This is a genomic window from Streptomyces sp. NPDC001668 (genome assembly GCF_042893155.1).
GTDB lineage: Bacteria > Actinomycetota > Actinomycetes > Streptomycetales > Streptomycetaceae > Streptomyces.
This window is the reverse complement of the sequence record NZ_JBIAUQ010000001.1, coordinates 855,502-871,098: the sequence shown is the minus strand read 5'-3', so window position 1 is coordinate 871,098 and position 15,597 is coordinate 855,502. Positions and strand designations below refer to the sequence as shown.

Sequence of the window (15,597 nt, the reverse complement as noted above, 5' to 3'; positions counted from 1 at the left end):
GACCACCGGTACTCGGGAAGGGTGACCCGCGATGCCGCTGAGCCCCGGCGATCCGGAGTCCATCGGCGGCTACACGCTGGTCGACCGGCTCGGCAGCGGCGGCATGGGGGTCGTCTACCTCGGCCGTTCGGAGTCCGGGCGGCAGGTCGCGGTCAAGCTGGTGCACCCGGCGTTCGCGCTGGACGAGGAGTTCCGCACCCGCTTCCGGCAGGAGGTCGCGGCGGCCCGCCGGGTGAGCGGGGCGTTCACGGCCCCGGTGGTGGACGCGGACCCGGACGCCCCGCAGCCGTGGATGGCGACGCTGTACGTGCCCGGCCGCACCCTCGCGGACATCGTGGCCCAGGACGGACCGCTGCGCGGCAGCGCGCTGCGGGTGCTCGCGCTGGGCCTCGTCGAGGCACTGCGGGACATCCACCGGGTCGGCATGGTGCACCGCGACCTGAAGCCGAGCAACGTCCTGATGGCCGAGGACGGGCCCCGCGTCATCGACTTCGGCATCTCGTACGCCGTCGACAACGAGGCGCTCACCATGACCGGGCGGCTGATCGGCACGCCGCCCTTCATGTCGCCGGAGCAGTTCGCCGCGCCGCGCGAGGTCACCGGGGCCTCGGACGTCTTCTCGCTGGGGTCCCTGCTGGTCTACGCGGCCACCGGCAGCCGCCCCTTCGACGGCAGCAGCCCGTATCTGACGGGGTACCAGGTGATGTACGAGCCGCCGGCCCTGGACGGGGTCGCGGAACCGCTGCGCTCCATCGCCGAACGCTGCCTGGACAAGGACCCGGCAGCCCGGCCGGGACTCGGCGAACTGCACGAACTGCTCAGGGCGTTGCCGGACACCGACGCGCCGGCCGCTACGGCCGTACCGGTGCCGCCGGAGCGCCCGGTATCGCCGGAGTCCCCGGTGACGCCGGGGCCGTCCGGTTCCGCGGCGACCCGCAGGCTCCGGCGGCGCGTTCTCGTCGGTCTCGTCGGTCTCGTCGCCGCCCTCGCCGTCACCGGGCTGGGCATCGCGGCGGTGCGGGCCGGGTCGGACACCGAGAGCGCGTCCCCGTCACCGGTCGGGCCGCCGCCCACCGACTCCGCGCCCGCCGCCTCCGTGACGCTCCCGCCCAAGCACGTGCCCTGGGACTACCAGATCGGTGGCGCGTACCCTCCGGCGCCCGGTGTCCGGGTGGTGAGCCGCAGCTACGAGGACGCGCCCGCCCCCGGGCTCTACAACATCTGCAACATCAACGCCTACCAGGCGGAGTCGGACGAGGAGCACGACTGGGACGCCGACCTGCTGCTGCGCGACGCCGACGGGAAGGTCGTCCGCGACACGGACTGGAACGAGGCCGTCCTGGACATCCGTACGGCCGCCAAGCGCGAGCGCATCGCCGACCGGCTGGACACCTGGATCGACGCCTGCGCGGCCAAGGGCTTCCGGGCCGTCGAGCCCGACAACTACGACTCCTTCACCCGCTTCCCGTCCTTCCTCAAGGCCGCCCAGGCCGAAGCCCTGATGAAGCTGCTGACGGCGCACGCCCACGCCAAGGGCCTCGCCGTCGCACAGAAGAACACCGCGGAGCTCGTCTCCGACCGTGCGTCGGTGGGCCTGGACTTCGCCCTCGTGGAGGAGTGCGCGGAGTACGACGAGTGCGGCACGTTCGCCGACGCCTTCGACGGCGACGTCCTCGTGGTCGAGTACACGAAGAAGGGCCTGGCCACGGCGTGCGCCGCCTGGAGCGGGACCCTCAGCGTGGTGCGCCGGGACGAGGAGGTCGTGCCCGAGGGCGCCGCCGGGTTCCTGCGCGAAACCTGCTGACGCCCTCGGGGACCCTGTTCAGCCCAGCCGGATCACGTTCCAGGACAGCGGCTCCAGTACGGCGGTGAGGGTGCCGTCCTTGAGCACGGTGCCCTCGGCCGCGTGCGGGGCGACCCGGTCGGGGGCGTCCAGGGTGTTGCGGGCGTCCGGGTCGGCGTCGGCGAGGACGCTGTGCTCGACCACGCTCGTCAGGTCGAGTCCGTTCAGGGCGACTTCGAGCGGCAGCGGCTCGCTCTGGCCGCGGTTGACGGCGAAGACGGTGACCGTGCCGTCCTCGGCGCGCACGGCGGTGGCGTGCAGGAGGTCCGCCTCGCCGTACTTCTTCGTCTCGTACGTCGGTGAGTCGACCCGTACGTCGAGGACCTCGCCGCGGCCGTACTTCGAGGCCTGCGCGAACGGGAAGAACGTCGTCTGGCGCCAGGCCGGGCCGCCGGGCTCGGTCATGATCGGGGCGATCACGTTGACGAGCTGGGCGAGGCAGGCGACGGTGACGCGGTCGGCGTGCCGCAGCAGGGCGATGAGCAGGGAACCGAAGACGACCGCGTCCAGGACGCTGTAGTTGTCCTCCAGGAGGCGGGGGGCCTCCGCCCAGTCCCGCGCGCCGGAGTTCTCGATCTCGTGCCACTCCGAGATGTACCAGACGTTCCACTCGTCGAAGGAGAGGTTGATCTTCTTCTTCGACTTGAGCTTCGCGCCTATGTGGTCGGCGGTGGCGACCACGTTCTCGATGAAGGACTCCATGTCGACCGCGGAGGCCAGGAAGGAGTCGAGGTCACCGTCCTCGGGCTGGTAGTAGGCGTGCAGGGAGATGTGGTCGACGAGGTCGTACGTCTCCTCCAGGACCGTCGCCTCCCACGCGGCGAAGGTCGGCATGGACTGGCTGGAGGAGCCGCAGGCGACGAGTTCGACGCCGGGGTCGATCTGGCGCATCGCGCGGGCGGTCTCGGCCGCGATCCGGCCGTACTCCTGGGCGGTCTTGTGGCCGGTCTGCCAGGGGCCGTCCATCTCGTTGCCCAGGCACCAGAGCTTGATGCCGAAGGGGTCCTTGTCGCCGTGCGCGACACGGAGGTCCGACAGGGCCGTCCCGGCGGGGTGGTTGGCGTACTCCTGGAGTTCGAGTGCCTCGGCGACGCCCCGGGTGCCGAGGTTGAGGGCCATCATGGGCTCGGCCTGGGGGCCGACCTTCTTCAGGAAGGCGATGTACTCGGAGAGGCCGAAGCGGTTGGTCTCGGTGGAGCGCCAGGCGAGGTCGAGGCGGCGGGGGCGGTCCTCGACGGGGCCGACGGAGTCCTCCCACTTGTATCCGGAGACGAAGTTGCCGCCGGGGTAGCGGATGGCGGTGACGCCGAGTTCTCGGACGAGGTCCAGGACGTCGGTGCGGATGCCGTCCTCGTCCGCGGCGGGGTGGTCCGGTTCGAAGATGCCGGTGTAGACGCAGCGGCCGAGGTGTTCCACGAAGGAGCCGAAGACACGGGGGTTGACCTCGCCGATCCTGAAGGCGGGGTCGAGGGTGAAGCGGGCGGTGGGCTTGCTCATGGAGACCTTTCAGAAACGGAGTTACTTGACAACCGGCCAGTCGCGCACCCAGCCGAGCCTGTTCAGGCCCAGCTTCGGTGTGCCGTTGTCCTCTGCGTCGTAGTAGTGGTAGGCCAGCCAGTCCTGACCACGGGTGCGGAAGACCGACTCGCCTCCCGTGCCGACGAAACGGCCGTGTCCCGCCAGCAGCAGGTCGCCGCCGCCCTCCAGCAGCGGTGTGCCCGTGCTGTCGACGTACGGGCCCGTGACCGTCGTGGACCTTCCGACTCTGATCTTGTACGTGGAGTTCACTCCCGCACAACAGGCGTCGTAGGAGGCGAGGAGGTAGTAGAAGCGGCCGTGCCTCACGATGGACGGGCCCTCGACCGCGTACGGGGCGTCGGGGCGGGTGGCGAGGTGGTGGACGGTGGCTCCCGGCCGGGCTCTGCCCGTCCTCGGGTCCAGCTCGACCATGCGGATGCCGGTCCAGTACGAGCCGAACGACATCCACAGCCTGCCGTCCGCCCGGACGACCGCCGGGTCGATGGCGTTCCAGGAGTCGGTCGTCTCGGAGGTGAAGACCTTGCCGTGGTCGCTCCAGGTGCCGGGCAGGCCGGACGGGGAGGTGGCCACACCGATCGCGGAGTGGTTGGTGCCCCAGGACGAGACGGCGTAGTAGAGCCAGTAACGCCCCGCGCGGTACGAGATGTCGGGCGCCCAGGGATCCCCGGTGTCGTTGTACTCGTACCACCAACTCGGCGGCTCGGCGAAGGCGTTGCCCGCGTCGCTCCAGTGCGTGAGGTCCTCGGACAGCCGCGCCCCGATGACACCGCCGGTCGAATAGGCCACGTAGCCGCCGGACTTGAGCTGGATGACGGTCGGGTCGTGGATGATCTGCTGCCCGGTGATCGGACGGGGGTCGGGGTAGGCGGTGTCCGCCTGCGCCGTGCCCGGCAGCAGGGCGACGAGGGCGGCGGCCAGGACGGTGACAAGCCTGAGGGACTTCAACTGAGGCTCCCTGCGGGGGTGTGGGCCGGGTGGGGCCGGGTGCGGCGCGGCGGCGCGGGCGGCGCGGGACGACTACGGGCGGTGGACGGGGCGGGGCCGGCCAGCGCGGGACGACCACGGGCGGCGGACGGGACGGAGCCGGCCAGCACGGGACCACCACGAGCGGCGGACAAGGCGGAGCCAGGCAGCACGGGACCACCACAGGCGGCAGACAAGGCGGAGCCAGGCAGCACGGGACCACCACGAGCGGCAGACAAGGCGGAGCCAGGCAGCACGAGACCACCACGAGCGGCAGACAAGGCGGAGCCAGGCAGCACGAGACCACCACGAGCGGGCCCCGGTAGGGCGGGACCACCACGGGCGGCCTCGGGCCGCGTCAGACGACCACGGGCGCTGGACGCGACGGGCCCAGGCAGGACCGTCGTCAGGTCACGGTCGGCGGCGAGCTCCGAGGCGTGCCACGGCGGGGGCACGGGCCCGCTGGGGCGGCGGCCGGCCGGCACAGCCCTGAGCCCCCGGCGACGGCCGACCGACGACCACGCCACCGCCACCGCCACCGCTCCCGGCAGAGCCACCGCCGGGTCACGCCGGACCATCCGCATACCGGCGCCCCAGGCAGCCGAAGAGGCCTCGCCCCCTCGGCGGCAGCCAAGAAACGAGGGCCCTCCACGCGCCCTCCGCAGAGCCACCGGCACACCGGCGCCGCAGGCAACAGCGGTCACGCCCCCTCGCCGCCCGCCAGGACAACGCCCCACCGCCCCCGCTCCGTGAGCGCAGCGCGCCGTCACTGGCCCGCCAGGCCCGTGTGGGCCACTCCCGCCACGATCTGGCGTTGGAAGAAGACGAAGACGATGATCAGGGGGAGGCCCGCCATGAGGCCGCCGGCCATGAGCTGGGCCCACTGGATGCCGTAGGAGTTCATGACGGTCGCGATGCCGTTCGGCATGGTCATGAGGTCGGGGTTGTTGGTCACCATGTAGGGCCACAGGAAGTTGTTCCAGGAGGCGATGAAGGTGAAGATGCCGACCGCCGCCAGGGAGGGGCGGGCCAGGGGGACGACGATCGTGAAGAAGACCCGCCAGCGGCCCGCGCCGTCGATGAACGCGGCCTCCTCCAACTCGCGCGGGACGCCCTGGAAGAACTTGTAGAGGATGTAGACCATGGCGGCGGGGGCGCACTGCGGGAGGATCATGCCCCAGTAGGTGTCGACCATCCCCATCTGCTGGACCGTGGTGAACAGGGGCACACCGAGGACCGCCGGGGAGATCATCAGGCCGGACATGACGATGCCCATGAGCACGCTCTTGCCGCGGAACTCCGTGCGGGCGAAGCCGTATCCGGCGAGCGCGCTGACCGTCAGCACCACGGAGGTGACGCAGACCGACACCACCAGCGAGTTGATGAACCAGTTGGTGATGTTGCCGGTCTCCCACAGCGCCTTCCACGCCTGGCCCGTCCAGACCTTCGGCAGCCAGTGCGGCGGGATCTCGGCCGCCTCCGCCTCGGACTTGAGCGAGGTGAACAGCGCGGCCGCGATCGGTGCGACGAACACGGCGGAGACGGCGACGCCGAGGAGGGTGAGAATGATCTGGCTGGGTGTCCACGGCTTGCGGGGACTCTTGCGGACCTGTACGGCGGTGGTGGTCATCGGCCGCCCTCCTCACGGTTGCGCAGCAGCCACATCCGCGCCAGCGCGACGACTGCGATGATCACGAAGAAGATGATGGACATCGCGGAGGCGTAGCCCACGCGGTAACTGGTGAAGCCCTGTTCGAGGGTGTACTGGACGAAGGAGCGGGTGCTGAGCTCCGGTCCCGGCGAGAAGTCCATCATCACGACGGCCTGGTCGAAGAGCTGGAGCGAGGCGAGGATCTGCAGCGCGATCACCAGCCCGGTGATGTGCCGCAGCATCGGCAGCGTGATGTGGACCATGCGGTGCCAGGCGTTCGCGCCGTCCAGCTTCGCGGCCTCGTAGAGGTGGTCCGGGATGCCCTGGAGGGCGGCGAGGTAGAGCAGGAAGCTGAAGCCGACGGTCCACCACAGGGTCTCGATGACGATGGCGAGCATCGCGTACGACTTGTCGGTCAGCCAGGGCGTGTCGAGCCCGAAGGTCTCGTTGATGAGGCCGATGCCCTGGGTGAACAGCCACTGGAACATGTTGGCGGCCACCGTCGAGGGCAGCAGGAACGGCACGAAGAAGCACAGCCGCCACAGCCACTTGCCGCGCTCGATGTTGTGGGCCAGCATCGCAAGCAGGAAGGCGAGGACCGTGATGCACGGGACGACCAGCAGCGTGAAGTACGCGCTGTGGCCGAGCGCGTCCCACATCGCCTGGTCGTGCAGGGCCTCGCGGTAGTTGTCGAGGCCGACGAAACTCGCGCCGTCGCCGGAGATGTTGGCGTCGGTGAAGCTGAGGTAGACACCGCGCAGCAGCGGCCAGATCACGAACAGCGCGAAGAGCGCGAGGAACGGGGCGACGAACCAACCCCCGTGCTGGAAGCCCTGCTTGCGGCGGACGGTCGCCGTCGCGGTGGCGGTCCTGGCGCGTGCGCCAGGGAGAACGGTGTGAGCGCTGGTCGTCATGCGACCGCACCTCCCTGCGCGGCGGTCCTGCCGTCCATCGGGTTCTTCGAGGCGAGGAGCTTGGTGAGGTGCTTCTTCATGGTCTGCGCCACCGACGCGGGCTTCGCGGAGCCCATCGTCGAGGAGACGACGACCGGCCCGAGATCCTGGGCGAGCACACCGGTGGAGCCCGCGAACCACACCTTCGGTTCGGTGGCCTGGTGGTCCATGGCGCTGACGTACTCGTTCTGCGGGGTGAGCTTCTTGTACGCGGCCGTGGACAGCGTCGGCGTGTAGGCGGGGATGTGTCCGCCGGCCGCCCACTGGAGGGCGTGGGTGACGACGTACGCGGCGAGTTGGTGGGCGCCCTCGTTGGTGGCGCCGCCGCGGTTCGCCTGGTGCGGCAGGACGAAGGCGTGCGACTCGGCGTGGGTGGCCTGCTTGCCGAAGACGGGCGGCAGCGGGGTCGCGCCGTAGTCGAGCTTGGCGCCGGAGAAGACGGGCACGGACCAGTTGCCCTCCCAGGTGAAGGGGGCGCCGTTGATGAACTGCTCACCGGTCGGGGCGCCGGGGATGACGTACCCGTCGGTGACGTGCCTGCGGAGGAACTCCAGTACCTGGGTGGCCTTGTCGGGGTCGAAGAGGACCTCGGTGTTGTCGGCGTTGAACCACTGGCCACCGAGCTGGGTGTAGAAGGCGACGAAGAACCACCACTGGAAGTTCTGGTCGTTGGTCCACAGGCCGATCGTCTGGAGGCCCTTCTTCTGGGCGGACTTGGCCTTCTTCAGGACGTCGAACCACTCGTCGGTGGAGGTGACCGGGATCATCCGGCCGTCGTCGCCGAGCAGGCCGGCCTTCTTCAGCACGTCCTTGCGGTAGAAGCAGAGCTGGACGTGGATGTCGAGCGGCAGGGCGTAGAGCTTGCCGTCGATGACGCCGCGCTTCCACAGCGCGGGGTTGTAATCCTGCTCCCGTACGCCGTACTTGGCGAGCAGGTCGACGTCCCACGGGTCGAGGAGGCGGCCCGGTGAGAAGCCGGTGACCCGGCCCATGTGCATGACGCCGAGGTCGGGTGCGCGGTTGCCCGCGGCCGCCATGGCGAGTTTGGTGTAGAAGGGGTTGCCCCACTGGAGGGTGGAGTCCTTGACGTCGATGTCCGGGTGGGCCTTTCGGAAGGCGTCCAGCATCGCGATCATGTTCGCGCCGTCGCCGCCGCTGAAGAGGTTCCAGTAGCGCACCCGGGTGTCCGCGCCGGAGGCGAGCGCGTCGGCGCCGGTGCCGAGGGCCGCGAAGCCGAAGCTGGCGGCGACGGTCAATCCGCCCGCCGCGGCGAGAAGTTGCCTGCGGCTCAGGTCAGGTCGTCCCATTCCCTGCCCTATCTGTTCGAGATCTCGAATTGCGCTCGTAACTTCGAACGGGACCGTAGGCAGGAAGCGCTTTCCAGTCAATGGGGTGCGCAGCAAAAAAGGATCGCGTGACGGGATGAGGCGGGGCGCGTAGTCTCGAACAGCCCGTCCTACGGCGGCGGGAGAGTTCAGGGGGTGGGATGGACATCGCGGGCGCGCGCAGGAGCGCGGCCCGGATCGCCTCGGCGCTACGACGCACCCGTGCGACCCCGGCCATGCGCGAACTGGTCTCCCACCTGACCGCCGCGGTCCGGGCCAGGCCCCGCCCCCCGGCCGACGTGCCCGAGCTGTGCCGGGCCCTGTGCCAGGAGATGAGCGCACGCCGCGGCGGCCGGCCCGTCGATCTGCGCTTCGAGCGGTTCCCCGACGAGATCGCGGTGACCGGACTGTGGGTGGAGTTCCAGGACTTCGACCTCGTCATCGTCGAGGAGCGCGCCGAGAAGATGCAGCAACTGGTCATCCTGGGCCACGAGTTGTGGCACCTGCACGCGGGCCACGCCCACCATCACGCGGCCGCGGCGGACGCGCTGGCCGGCCGGCCCGGCTGGGACTCCGTCGCCCTGGCCGTCGCCGCCCGCGACGGCTCCCGGGCAGCCGACGAGGCCGAGGCCGACGACTTCGGGCACCGGCTGGCGGCCGCCTTCCGGCCGTTCGTCCAGGCGCCCGGCTCCGGCGGCGGACCGGACCCCGTACAGCGGTCGCTCGGCTACCGGGGACGCGGAGGCGGAGCCCTGTGACACCTCAGCAACTGGCCGAGGGGCCGGCCGCGTTCCTCACCGGCCTGCGCATCTCCTTCTGGCTCCCGGGACTGGTCCTGGGCGCGGCCCTGGCGATCAAACTGCCCAGCATCGTCAAGCTGTGGCGGGACCCCCTGCTGCGCGCCGTCGGCGGCGTGCTGCTGCTCGCCTGCGCGGTGTTCGTCTTCGCGGCCCCGACCACCATCGCCTGGACCAACCGGGTCACCGGCGTCCCCAACATCGCGGCCCCCTGGGTGTACTCCCTGATCACCGCGCTGTCCGCGTCCTGGCTGCTGCTGGTCGTGCACTGGCGCAACGGTCACACCGACCGGCGCGAGCAGACACGTCGGGCGACCCGGTGGGTGGTCTGCGTCTACACGGCCGTGGTGGTCGCGCTGTGGGTGCTGTTCGCGCTCGCCGACGTACCGGTGGAGCAGATCCGGGACCTGGACACGTACTACGCCACCACACCCTTCATGCGCGAGGAGATCCTCCTCTATCTGATCGTGCACACGGCGGCCTGTCTGATCACCGCCCGGCTCATCTGGACCTGGATCCGCACCGAGGGACTCGACGGCTGGCTGCGCTGGGGCCTGAGGTTCCTGACCGTCGGCTACGTCACCAACCTCCTGTTCAGCGCGGCCAAGTTCACCGCCATCGTGGCCCGGTGGACGGGGCACGACCTGGACTGGCTCAACACCAACATCGCGCCGTCCGCCGCCTGTATCGGCGCCACCATGGTCGCCACCGGCGTCATCGTGCCGCACGCCGGCCAGTACCTCCAGGAGCGCTGGCTGGTCCGCCGCCGGCGCCGGAACCTGAAGCCGCTGGCCCGGCTGCTGCGGGCGGTGCCGGGCCGCCGCGAGCCCCTCGCCCTCCAGGCCACCCCGGAGATCCGCCTGATCCGCCGCGAGACCTACATCCGCGACGCGCTCCTCCAGCTCTCCCGCCACCTCGACGAGGGCCTGCGGCGGCGCTCCTACGACGCCGCCCGCGCCCTCGGTGCCGAACCCGGCCGCGCCCAGGCCCTCGCCGCCGCCGTGACGATCCTGGACGCCGTGGAGACCGGACGGCACGCGGCGGACGGCGACGACACGACGGCTCTCGACACCGCATACCTGCTGCAGGAGATCCACGCCGTCTCCGCGGCCCTGCACAGTCCCGACGAGATCACGGCGGTGCGCGCCCGCGCGGCCGTCCCGGCAGAGAGCATGTCCACGCATGACTGAACGCCCCTCCCCCGCCAGAGTCGCCGTCGTCCTCGGGGGGTCCCACACCGGCATGCTCGCGGCAGCCGCCCTGGCCGGACTCGCCGACCGGGTGGTCGTCGTGGAACGCGATGCGCTGCCCTCGGGTCCCGCGCCCCGCAAGGGACTTCCGCAGGCCCGCCACGTCCATCAGCTGTGGTCCGGCGGGGCGATCGCGCTGGAGGAACTGCTGCCGGGTGTCACGGGACGGCTGCGGGCGGCCGGGGCGCACCGGCTGCCGGTGACCACGGACATGGTGGCGCTGTCGCCGCGCGGCTGGTTCCGCCGCTGGGCCGAGTCGCACTTCATGCTGCTGTCCAGCCGGGACCTGCTGGACGCCACGGTGCGTGCCCAGGTGCTGGCCGACGACCGGATCGAACTGCTGGAGGACACCGAGGTCCTCGGACTCGACGGCACGGGAGCGGCGGTCACCGGCGTCCGGGTCCGGACGGACGGCGCCGAACGCACCCTGCGCGCCGACCTGGTGATCGACGCGACGGGCCGCGCCTCCCGCACCCCGCACTGGCTGGCCGAACTCGGCCTGCCCGCCCCCCGCAGCCGCACCGTCGACTCCGGCCTCACCTACGCCAGCCGCCGCTACCGCGCCCCCGAACCGGCCCGCGAGGGCTACCCCGTCGTCAGCGTCCAGCCCGACGCGCGCTCCGGCCGGCCCGGACGCGGCGGTGTGCTGCTGCCGATCGAGGACGGGCAGTGGCTGGTGACGCTGTACGGCACCCGCGGCGGCGAACCCGCCGCCGACACCGCCGACTTCGCCCGGTACGCCCGTGCGGAGCTGCGCCACCCCGTCATCGCCGACCTGCTCGACCAGGCCGAGCCGCTGACGGACGTGGCCCTCACCCGCACGACGGCCAACCGCCGCCACTTCTACGAGCGGATGCCGGCCTGGCCCGAGAACTTCGCCGTGCTGGGCGACGCCGTCGCCGCGTTCAACCCGGTGTACGGGCACGGCCTGTCGGTGGCGGCGCAGGGCGCGGTGGCGCTGCGGGCGGCGGTACGACGGCACGGCTGGGGCTCGCCCGGTCTGTCCCGCCGTATCCAGAAGGCGGTCGCCGGGCCGGCCGGGGCCGCGTGGGACCTGGCGATCGGGCAGGACGTGTTCTACCCGGGCGCCACCGAGGACGGGCCGACGCTGCGGGACCGCCTGGTGGCCGCGTACGTCGACCGGCTGATGTACACGGCGACCGGCAACGGGCGGATCGCCCGCCGCGTCACCGACGTCACGTCGTTGGAGCGGCGGGCCGAGGTGCTGCTGGCGCCGGCTGTCCTGCTGGCGGCGGCGGCCGGGCCGTTGAAGCCGCCGCTCACCGAACCGCCTCTGACCGCCGAGGAGTTGAAGAAGGCGGGGCTGGAGTAGTCAGCCCGCGAAGGGCTGTTGCGGTACGCCCTTCCCGGCGCCCGGCACCACCAGCAGGGAGCCCGCCACCGGGTGCGGGGCGTCCAGTCCCACCCGGGCCGTGGTGATGTACAGGTCGGTCAGGTCCGGGCCGCCGAACGCGCACGCGGTGACGCGCGGGGCCGGGAGGGTGATCACCCGGTCCAGCTCGCCGTCGGGCGTGTACCGCCGGACGGCTCCCCCGTCCCACAGGGCGACCCAGACACACCCGTCGGCGTCGACGGTGAGGCCGTCGGGGAAGCCGGCGCCGTCCTCGACGGCGACGAAGGTCCGACGGCCCTCGATGTGCCCGTCATGGTGGTCGAAGACGTCGACCCGCCGCGTCGGCGAGTCGATGTAGTACATCAGCCGGCCGTCCGGGCTCCACCCGGTGCCGTTGCTCACGGCCACGTCGTCGAGGACGGTGCGGTGTGTGCCGTCACCCGTGATCCGGGACAGGGTGCCGCCGCCCGGGGCCTCGTCGTAGCGCATGGTGCCGGCCCACAGCGAACCGTCGGGCGCCACGGCGGCGTCGTTGGCCCGGCGGCCGGGGACGGGCTCGTGGTGCAGCCAGCGCAAGGAGCCGTCGGGGTCGAGCAGGGCCACGCCGTCCCGGAGGTTGAGGACGAGTCCGCCGCCCGCGCGCGGCTTGACGGCACCGATGTGCTGCTCGAGGACGCGGACCGTGCGATGGCCGGAGACGGGGTCGAAGGTGTGCAGCCGGGCCCCGAGGATGTCGATCCACAGCAGCCGCTCACCGTCCCAGGTGGGCCCCTCGCCGAGGGTGGCCTCGGCACGCACGGCGACCTCGTACCGTGTCGAGCGGCTCATCCCACGCTCCGGTGGCCGAGGCGCTCGGACAGCTCGGCGGCGCCCTTGGCCGCGAGCTGCTCCAGCTCGCCGCGGCGGTCCTCGCTCCAGCGGATCATCGGTACGGAGATGGAGAGCGCGGCGACGACCTGCCCGGTGCGGTCGCGGACCGGGGCGGCCACGCAGGAGACGTCCGGGTTGGACTCACGGTTCTCCACGGCGACCCCGCGCTGCCGGATCTCGTCGAGGGCCTCGCGCAGGGCGGCCGGGTCGGTGATGCTGTTGGGCGTCATGGCCACGAGCGCGCCGTCCTCCGGGATACGGGAGGCGAGCTGCGGCTCGGGAAGGGAGGCGAGGAGCATCTTGCCGACGGAGGTGCAGTGCGCGGGCAGCCGCCGCCCTGCGGCGGACACCATCCGCACCGCGTGGGTCGAGTCGACCTTGGCGATGTAGATGACGTCGGTGCCCTCCAGGATCGCCACGTGCACGGTCTCGTCACAGGTCTCGGCGACGGACCGGGCGACCTGCTGGCCCTCGGCGGCGAGGTCGAGCTGCTCGGCGTACCGGCTGCCGAGCTGGTACGGCCGCACCCCGAGCCGGTAGCGTCCCGGCTGGCCGGGGACCTGGACGATGTACGACCGGGCGGCGAGAGTGGTCACCAGCTCGTGCACGGTGGTGCGCGGCAGCTGGAGCTTGCGCACGATGTCGGGGGCGGAGAGCGTCCCGTCTCCGTCGAGGAAGAGCTCGAGAATGTCGAGAGCCCGGGTCACGGCAGGTACGAGGCGTCCCACAACCGGCCCCCTCCCTTTGCGTCTAAGGCGTCTGCGTTCGAAATTTCAACAGACGATCGGCATAACGAACACAGGCTAGCGACAGGCGGTTTCCTCCGGCAATGGTCCTGCGGTTGATGAAGTGCCTGTCGGTCCTGTTTTCGCAGGAAGGACCCGGGTGCGAGCTGCCGGTATTACTGTGTTCGCGTGTGACGCGTCACAGTGCGTGGTGTGTTCTGGGGGATGTGATCCAGGGGGGATCTCGTGCTTGAAATGACCAAGGGGTCCAACACTGCCCTGTCGGCCCTGAGCGAGAACACCGGTTCGGTGATCGTGAGCCTGGGCTGGAGCAGCCCGGCGGGGGACGGCGACGCGGATGTGTCCGTCTTACTGCTGGGACAGGACGGTAAGGTCCGCAGCGACGGGGACTTCTACTTCTACAACAACCCGGTGGCGGCCGACGGAAGCGTGCAGCTGCTGGACAAGACACCCACGGAGGACGGAAACGAAGACCGGATCGGCTTCGACCTGACCGCGGTCCCGCCCGAGGTCGACCGCATCGTGGTGGCCGCGAGCCGCTACGAAGGCGCCCACTTCGGCGAACTGGACGACCTCCGCGTCACCCTCTCCGACGCGACCGGTGAAACCCTCCTCCGTTTCGCCATCGGCGACGCCGGAACAGTGAGCGCGATCATCTTCGGCGAGCTGTACCGACGCGGCGACGACTGGAAGTTCCGCGCAGTCGGCCAGGGCTACGACTCGGGGCTGGCCGGGCTGGCGACGGACTTCGGGGTGGACGTCGACGACGACGCGGAGGCGGCCGTGGAGGCCGTCGACGACGTGCCGGTCGTGTCCCCTCCGACTCCGTCTGAAGAGGGTCAGCCGACCGGTATGCCGCCGGGCACGGATCCGGAGCCGGGTCCGTCCGGCACGCTGGAAGCCGTCCCGGCCCCCCGCCGGTCCGCGGACGAATCCGGACCACGCAAACCGGCTGCCCGGCCCCGCACGGCCAAGAAGAAGGCCGCACTGCCGAGCGCACCGCCGAAGTCGCTCGCGGAGAACGACTCGTGGAAGCCCGCCAGGCTCTTTCCGGTGTCCGCGCTCAAGAGCGACCGGGACCGCGAGATGCGCGCCACTTCGGTACTGCTGTCGGTGATGACCCAGGTGCCACGGTTCGGCAGACGGCTCACCGCCGCCTTCGGGGCGCCGTCCGGCCGTATGGAGACGTTCACCGAAGTCTCCCTCCCGCACGGCGATACACCCCGGCGTCCCGACGGAGTGATCCGCATCGAGCGGGCCGGCAAGCTGTGGACGGCTCTTGTCGAGACGAAGACCAACGGCAACGCCCTCAGGGCCGACCAGGTCCAGGCCTATATGGACATCGCCGCCCGGCGTGGCTACGAGGCCGTGATCACGCTGTCGAACGACGTGGCGCTGGAGGGCAGCCCCCTGGTCGATGTCAAGATCGACCGGCGGCGCAAGCACCAGGTGGCGCTCTGGCACTTGTCATGGGCCGAAGTGGCCCATCAGGCGCAGCTGCTGATCCGGCACGAGGGTGTCGGAAACGCGGCACGCACCTGGCTGCTCCAGGAGCTGCTGCACTATCTCCAGCACGAGAACTCCGGTTGCCACGGCTTCCAGAACATGGGCTCCGCCTGGGTGCCGGTTCGCAACGGCATCAGCGACGAGACCCTGTGCCAGGGCGACCCGCGCGCCCTCGAAGTGGTCGAGAGCTGGGAGCGGCTCGTCCGCCAGGTGTGCCTCAGGCTCGGCGGCGAACTCGGGCAGAAGGTGCTGCCCGCCCAGCGCGCCAGACGCGGCAGCGACCCCGAGGCCCGCCGTATGCAGCTCGCCGACCGGCTCTGCGCGGAAGGCAGACTTCAGGCGGAGCTTCGTGTGGAGCAGGCACCCGGCCTGCTCACGATCGGCGCCGATCTGCGCACCGGTCGGCTGCGCACCTCCATCGAGATTCCCGCGCCCGAGCAGGGCTACCCCCTGACCTGGGCCAAGCGTCTGGTCCGCCGCCTCGCCGAGGCACCGGCGGACCTGCACGTCGAGACCTTGGTGGAGGGCCAGACGGGAGGCCCTCGGGGCACGCTGGAGCGGCTTCGGCCCGAACCGGCGGACATGCTGCCGAAGGGCGGCGCGGCCATCACCGGTTTCCGTCTGTCCCTCTTCAAGAACATGGGAAACAGCCGCGGCAACGCCGAGTCCAGCTTCATCCGGAGCGTCGACGACGCCGTGCACCGCTTCTACTCCACGGTGATGGTCCACCTCGATGGTCCCACGCCCCGGCGAACAGGGGTGAGGGAACGCACCGGCGTATGACCTGAGGGCGGTCGTCC

12 protein-coding genes are annotated in these 15,597 nt (G+C 71.1%); 5 read left to right on the top strand and 7 right to left on the bottom strand.

Annotated elements, in window-relative coordinates:
* Window positions 1-31: 31 nt before the first annotated feature.
* Entirely contained in the window at window positions 32-1,804 is a 1,773-nt protein-coding gene (locus tag ACFYZ8_RS03850; protein WP_388538493.1) for an endo alpha-1,4 polygalactosaminidase, read from the top strand.
* 18 nt (window positions 1,805-1,822) lie between these two features.
* On the opposite strand, the gene ACFYZ8_RS03845 is transcribed toward ACFYZ8_RS03850, so the two are convergent.
* The 5 genes from ACFYZ8_RS03845 to ACFYZ8_RS03825 all read right to left on the bottom strand — a co-directional run bounded on the left by ACFYZ8_RS03845 (window position 1,823) and on the right by ACFYZ8_RS03825 (window position 8,256).
* The gene (locus tag ACFYZ8_RS03845; RefSeq protein WP_359038387.1) at window positions 1,823-3,340 is read right to left on the bottom strand and encodes an alpha-N-arabinofuranosidase; all 1,518 of its coding nucleotides are present in this window, start codon (window positions 3,338-3,340) and stop codon (window positions 1,823-1,825) included.
* A gap of 21 nt (window positions 3,341-3,361) precedes the next feature.
* Window positions 3,362-4,327 carry an arabinan endo-1,5-alpha-L-arabinosidase gene (locus ACFYZ8_RS03840; RefSeq protein WP_388538495.1) on the bottom strand — a complete coding sequence of 322 codons (966 nt, stop codon included), beginning with the start codon at window positions 4,325-4,327 and terminating at the stop codon, window positions 3,362-3,364.
* Between the two features lie 784 nt (window positions 4,328-5,111).
* The gene (locus ACFYZ8_RS03835; RefSeq protein WP_359038391.1) at window positions 5,112-5,975 is read right to left on the bottom strand and encodes a carbohydrate ABC transporter permease; all 864 of its coding nucleotides are present in this window, start codon (window positions 5,973-5,975) and stop codon (window positions 5,112-5,114) included.
* Entirely contained in the window at window positions 5,972-6,910 is a 939-nt protein-coding gene (locus tag ACFYZ8_RS03830) for a sugar ABC transporter permease (RefSeq protein ID WP_359038393.1), read from the bottom strand. Before ACFYZ8_RS03830 ends, ACFYZ8_RS03835 begins: the two co-directional genes overlap by 4 nt.
* Window positions 6,907-8,256 carry an extracellular solute-binding protein gene (locus ACFYZ8_RS03825; RefSeq protein WP_388538496.1) on the bottom strand — a complete coding sequence of 450 codons (1,350 nt, stop codon included), beginning with the start codon at window positions 8,254-8,256 and terminating at the stop codon, window positions 6,907-6,909. Before ACFYZ8_RS03825 ends, ACFYZ8_RS03830 begins: the two co-directional genes overlap by 4 nt.
* A 179-nt stretch (window positions 8,257-8,435) precedes the next feature.
* Here ACFYZ8_RS03825 and ACFYZ8_RS03820 point away from each other — a divergent pair, with 179 nt between their 5' ends.
* The 3 genes from ACFYZ8_RS03820 to ACFYZ8_RS03810 are packed head-to-tail and all read left to right on the top strand — an operon-like array spanning window position 8,436 to window position 11,654.
* Window positions 8,436-9,032 (top strand): toxin-antitoxin system, toxin component family protein, encoded by a 597-nt coding sequence (locus ACFYZ8_RS03820; RefSeq protein WP_359038397.1) that lies wholly within the window; start codon window positions 8,436-8,438, stop codon window positions 9,030-9,032.
* Window positions 9,029-10,261 (top strand): MAB_1171c family putative transporter, encoded by a 1,233-nt coding sequence (locus ACFYZ8_RS03815; RefSeq protein ID WP_359038399.1) that lies wholly within the window; start codon window positions 9,029-9,031, stop codon window positions 10,259-10,261. Before ACFYZ8_RS03820 ends, ACFYZ8_RS03815 begins: the two co-directional genes overlap by 4 nt.
* Complete coding sequence (locus tag ACFYZ8_RS03810; protein ID WP_388538499.1) at window positions 10,254-11,654, top strand: NAD(P)/FAD-dependent oxidoreductase; 1,401 nt, start codon at window positions 10,254-10,256, stop codon at window positions 11,652-11,654. Before ACFYZ8_RS03815 ends, ACFYZ8_RS03810 begins: the two co-directional genes overlap by 8 nt.
* Here the strand turns inward: ACFYZ8_RS03810 and ACFYZ8_RS03805 are convergent, their stop codons facing one another.
* Window positions 11,655-12,503: an SMP-30/gluconolactonase/LRE family protein gene (locus ACFYZ8_RS03805; RefSeq protein ID WP_388538501.1), complete on the bottom strand. Its 849-nt coding sequence runs from the start codon at window positions 12,501-12,503 to the stop codon at window positions 11,655-11,657.
* Window positions 12,500-13,273 (bottom strand): IclR family transcriptional regulator, encoded by a 774-nt coding sequence (locus ACFYZ8_RS03800; RefSeq protein WP_359038405.1) that lies wholly within the window; start codon window positions 13,271-13,273, stop codon window positions 12,500-12,502. The genes ACFYZ8_RS03805 and ACFYZ8_RS03800 overlap by 4 nt, the downstream gene beginning before the upstream one ends.
* Window positions 13,274-13,525: 252 nt before the next feature.
* Here ACFYZ8_RS03800 and ACFYZ8_RS03795 point away from each other — a divergent pair, with 252 nt between their 5' ends.
* Window positions 13,526-15,580: a TerD family protein gene (locus ACFYZ8_RS03795; RefSeq protein WP_388538503.1), complete on the top strand. Its 2,055-nt coding sequence runs from the start codon at window positions 13,526-13,528 to the stop codon at window positions 15,578-15,580.
* Window positions 15,581-15,597: the final 17 nt, after the last annotated feature.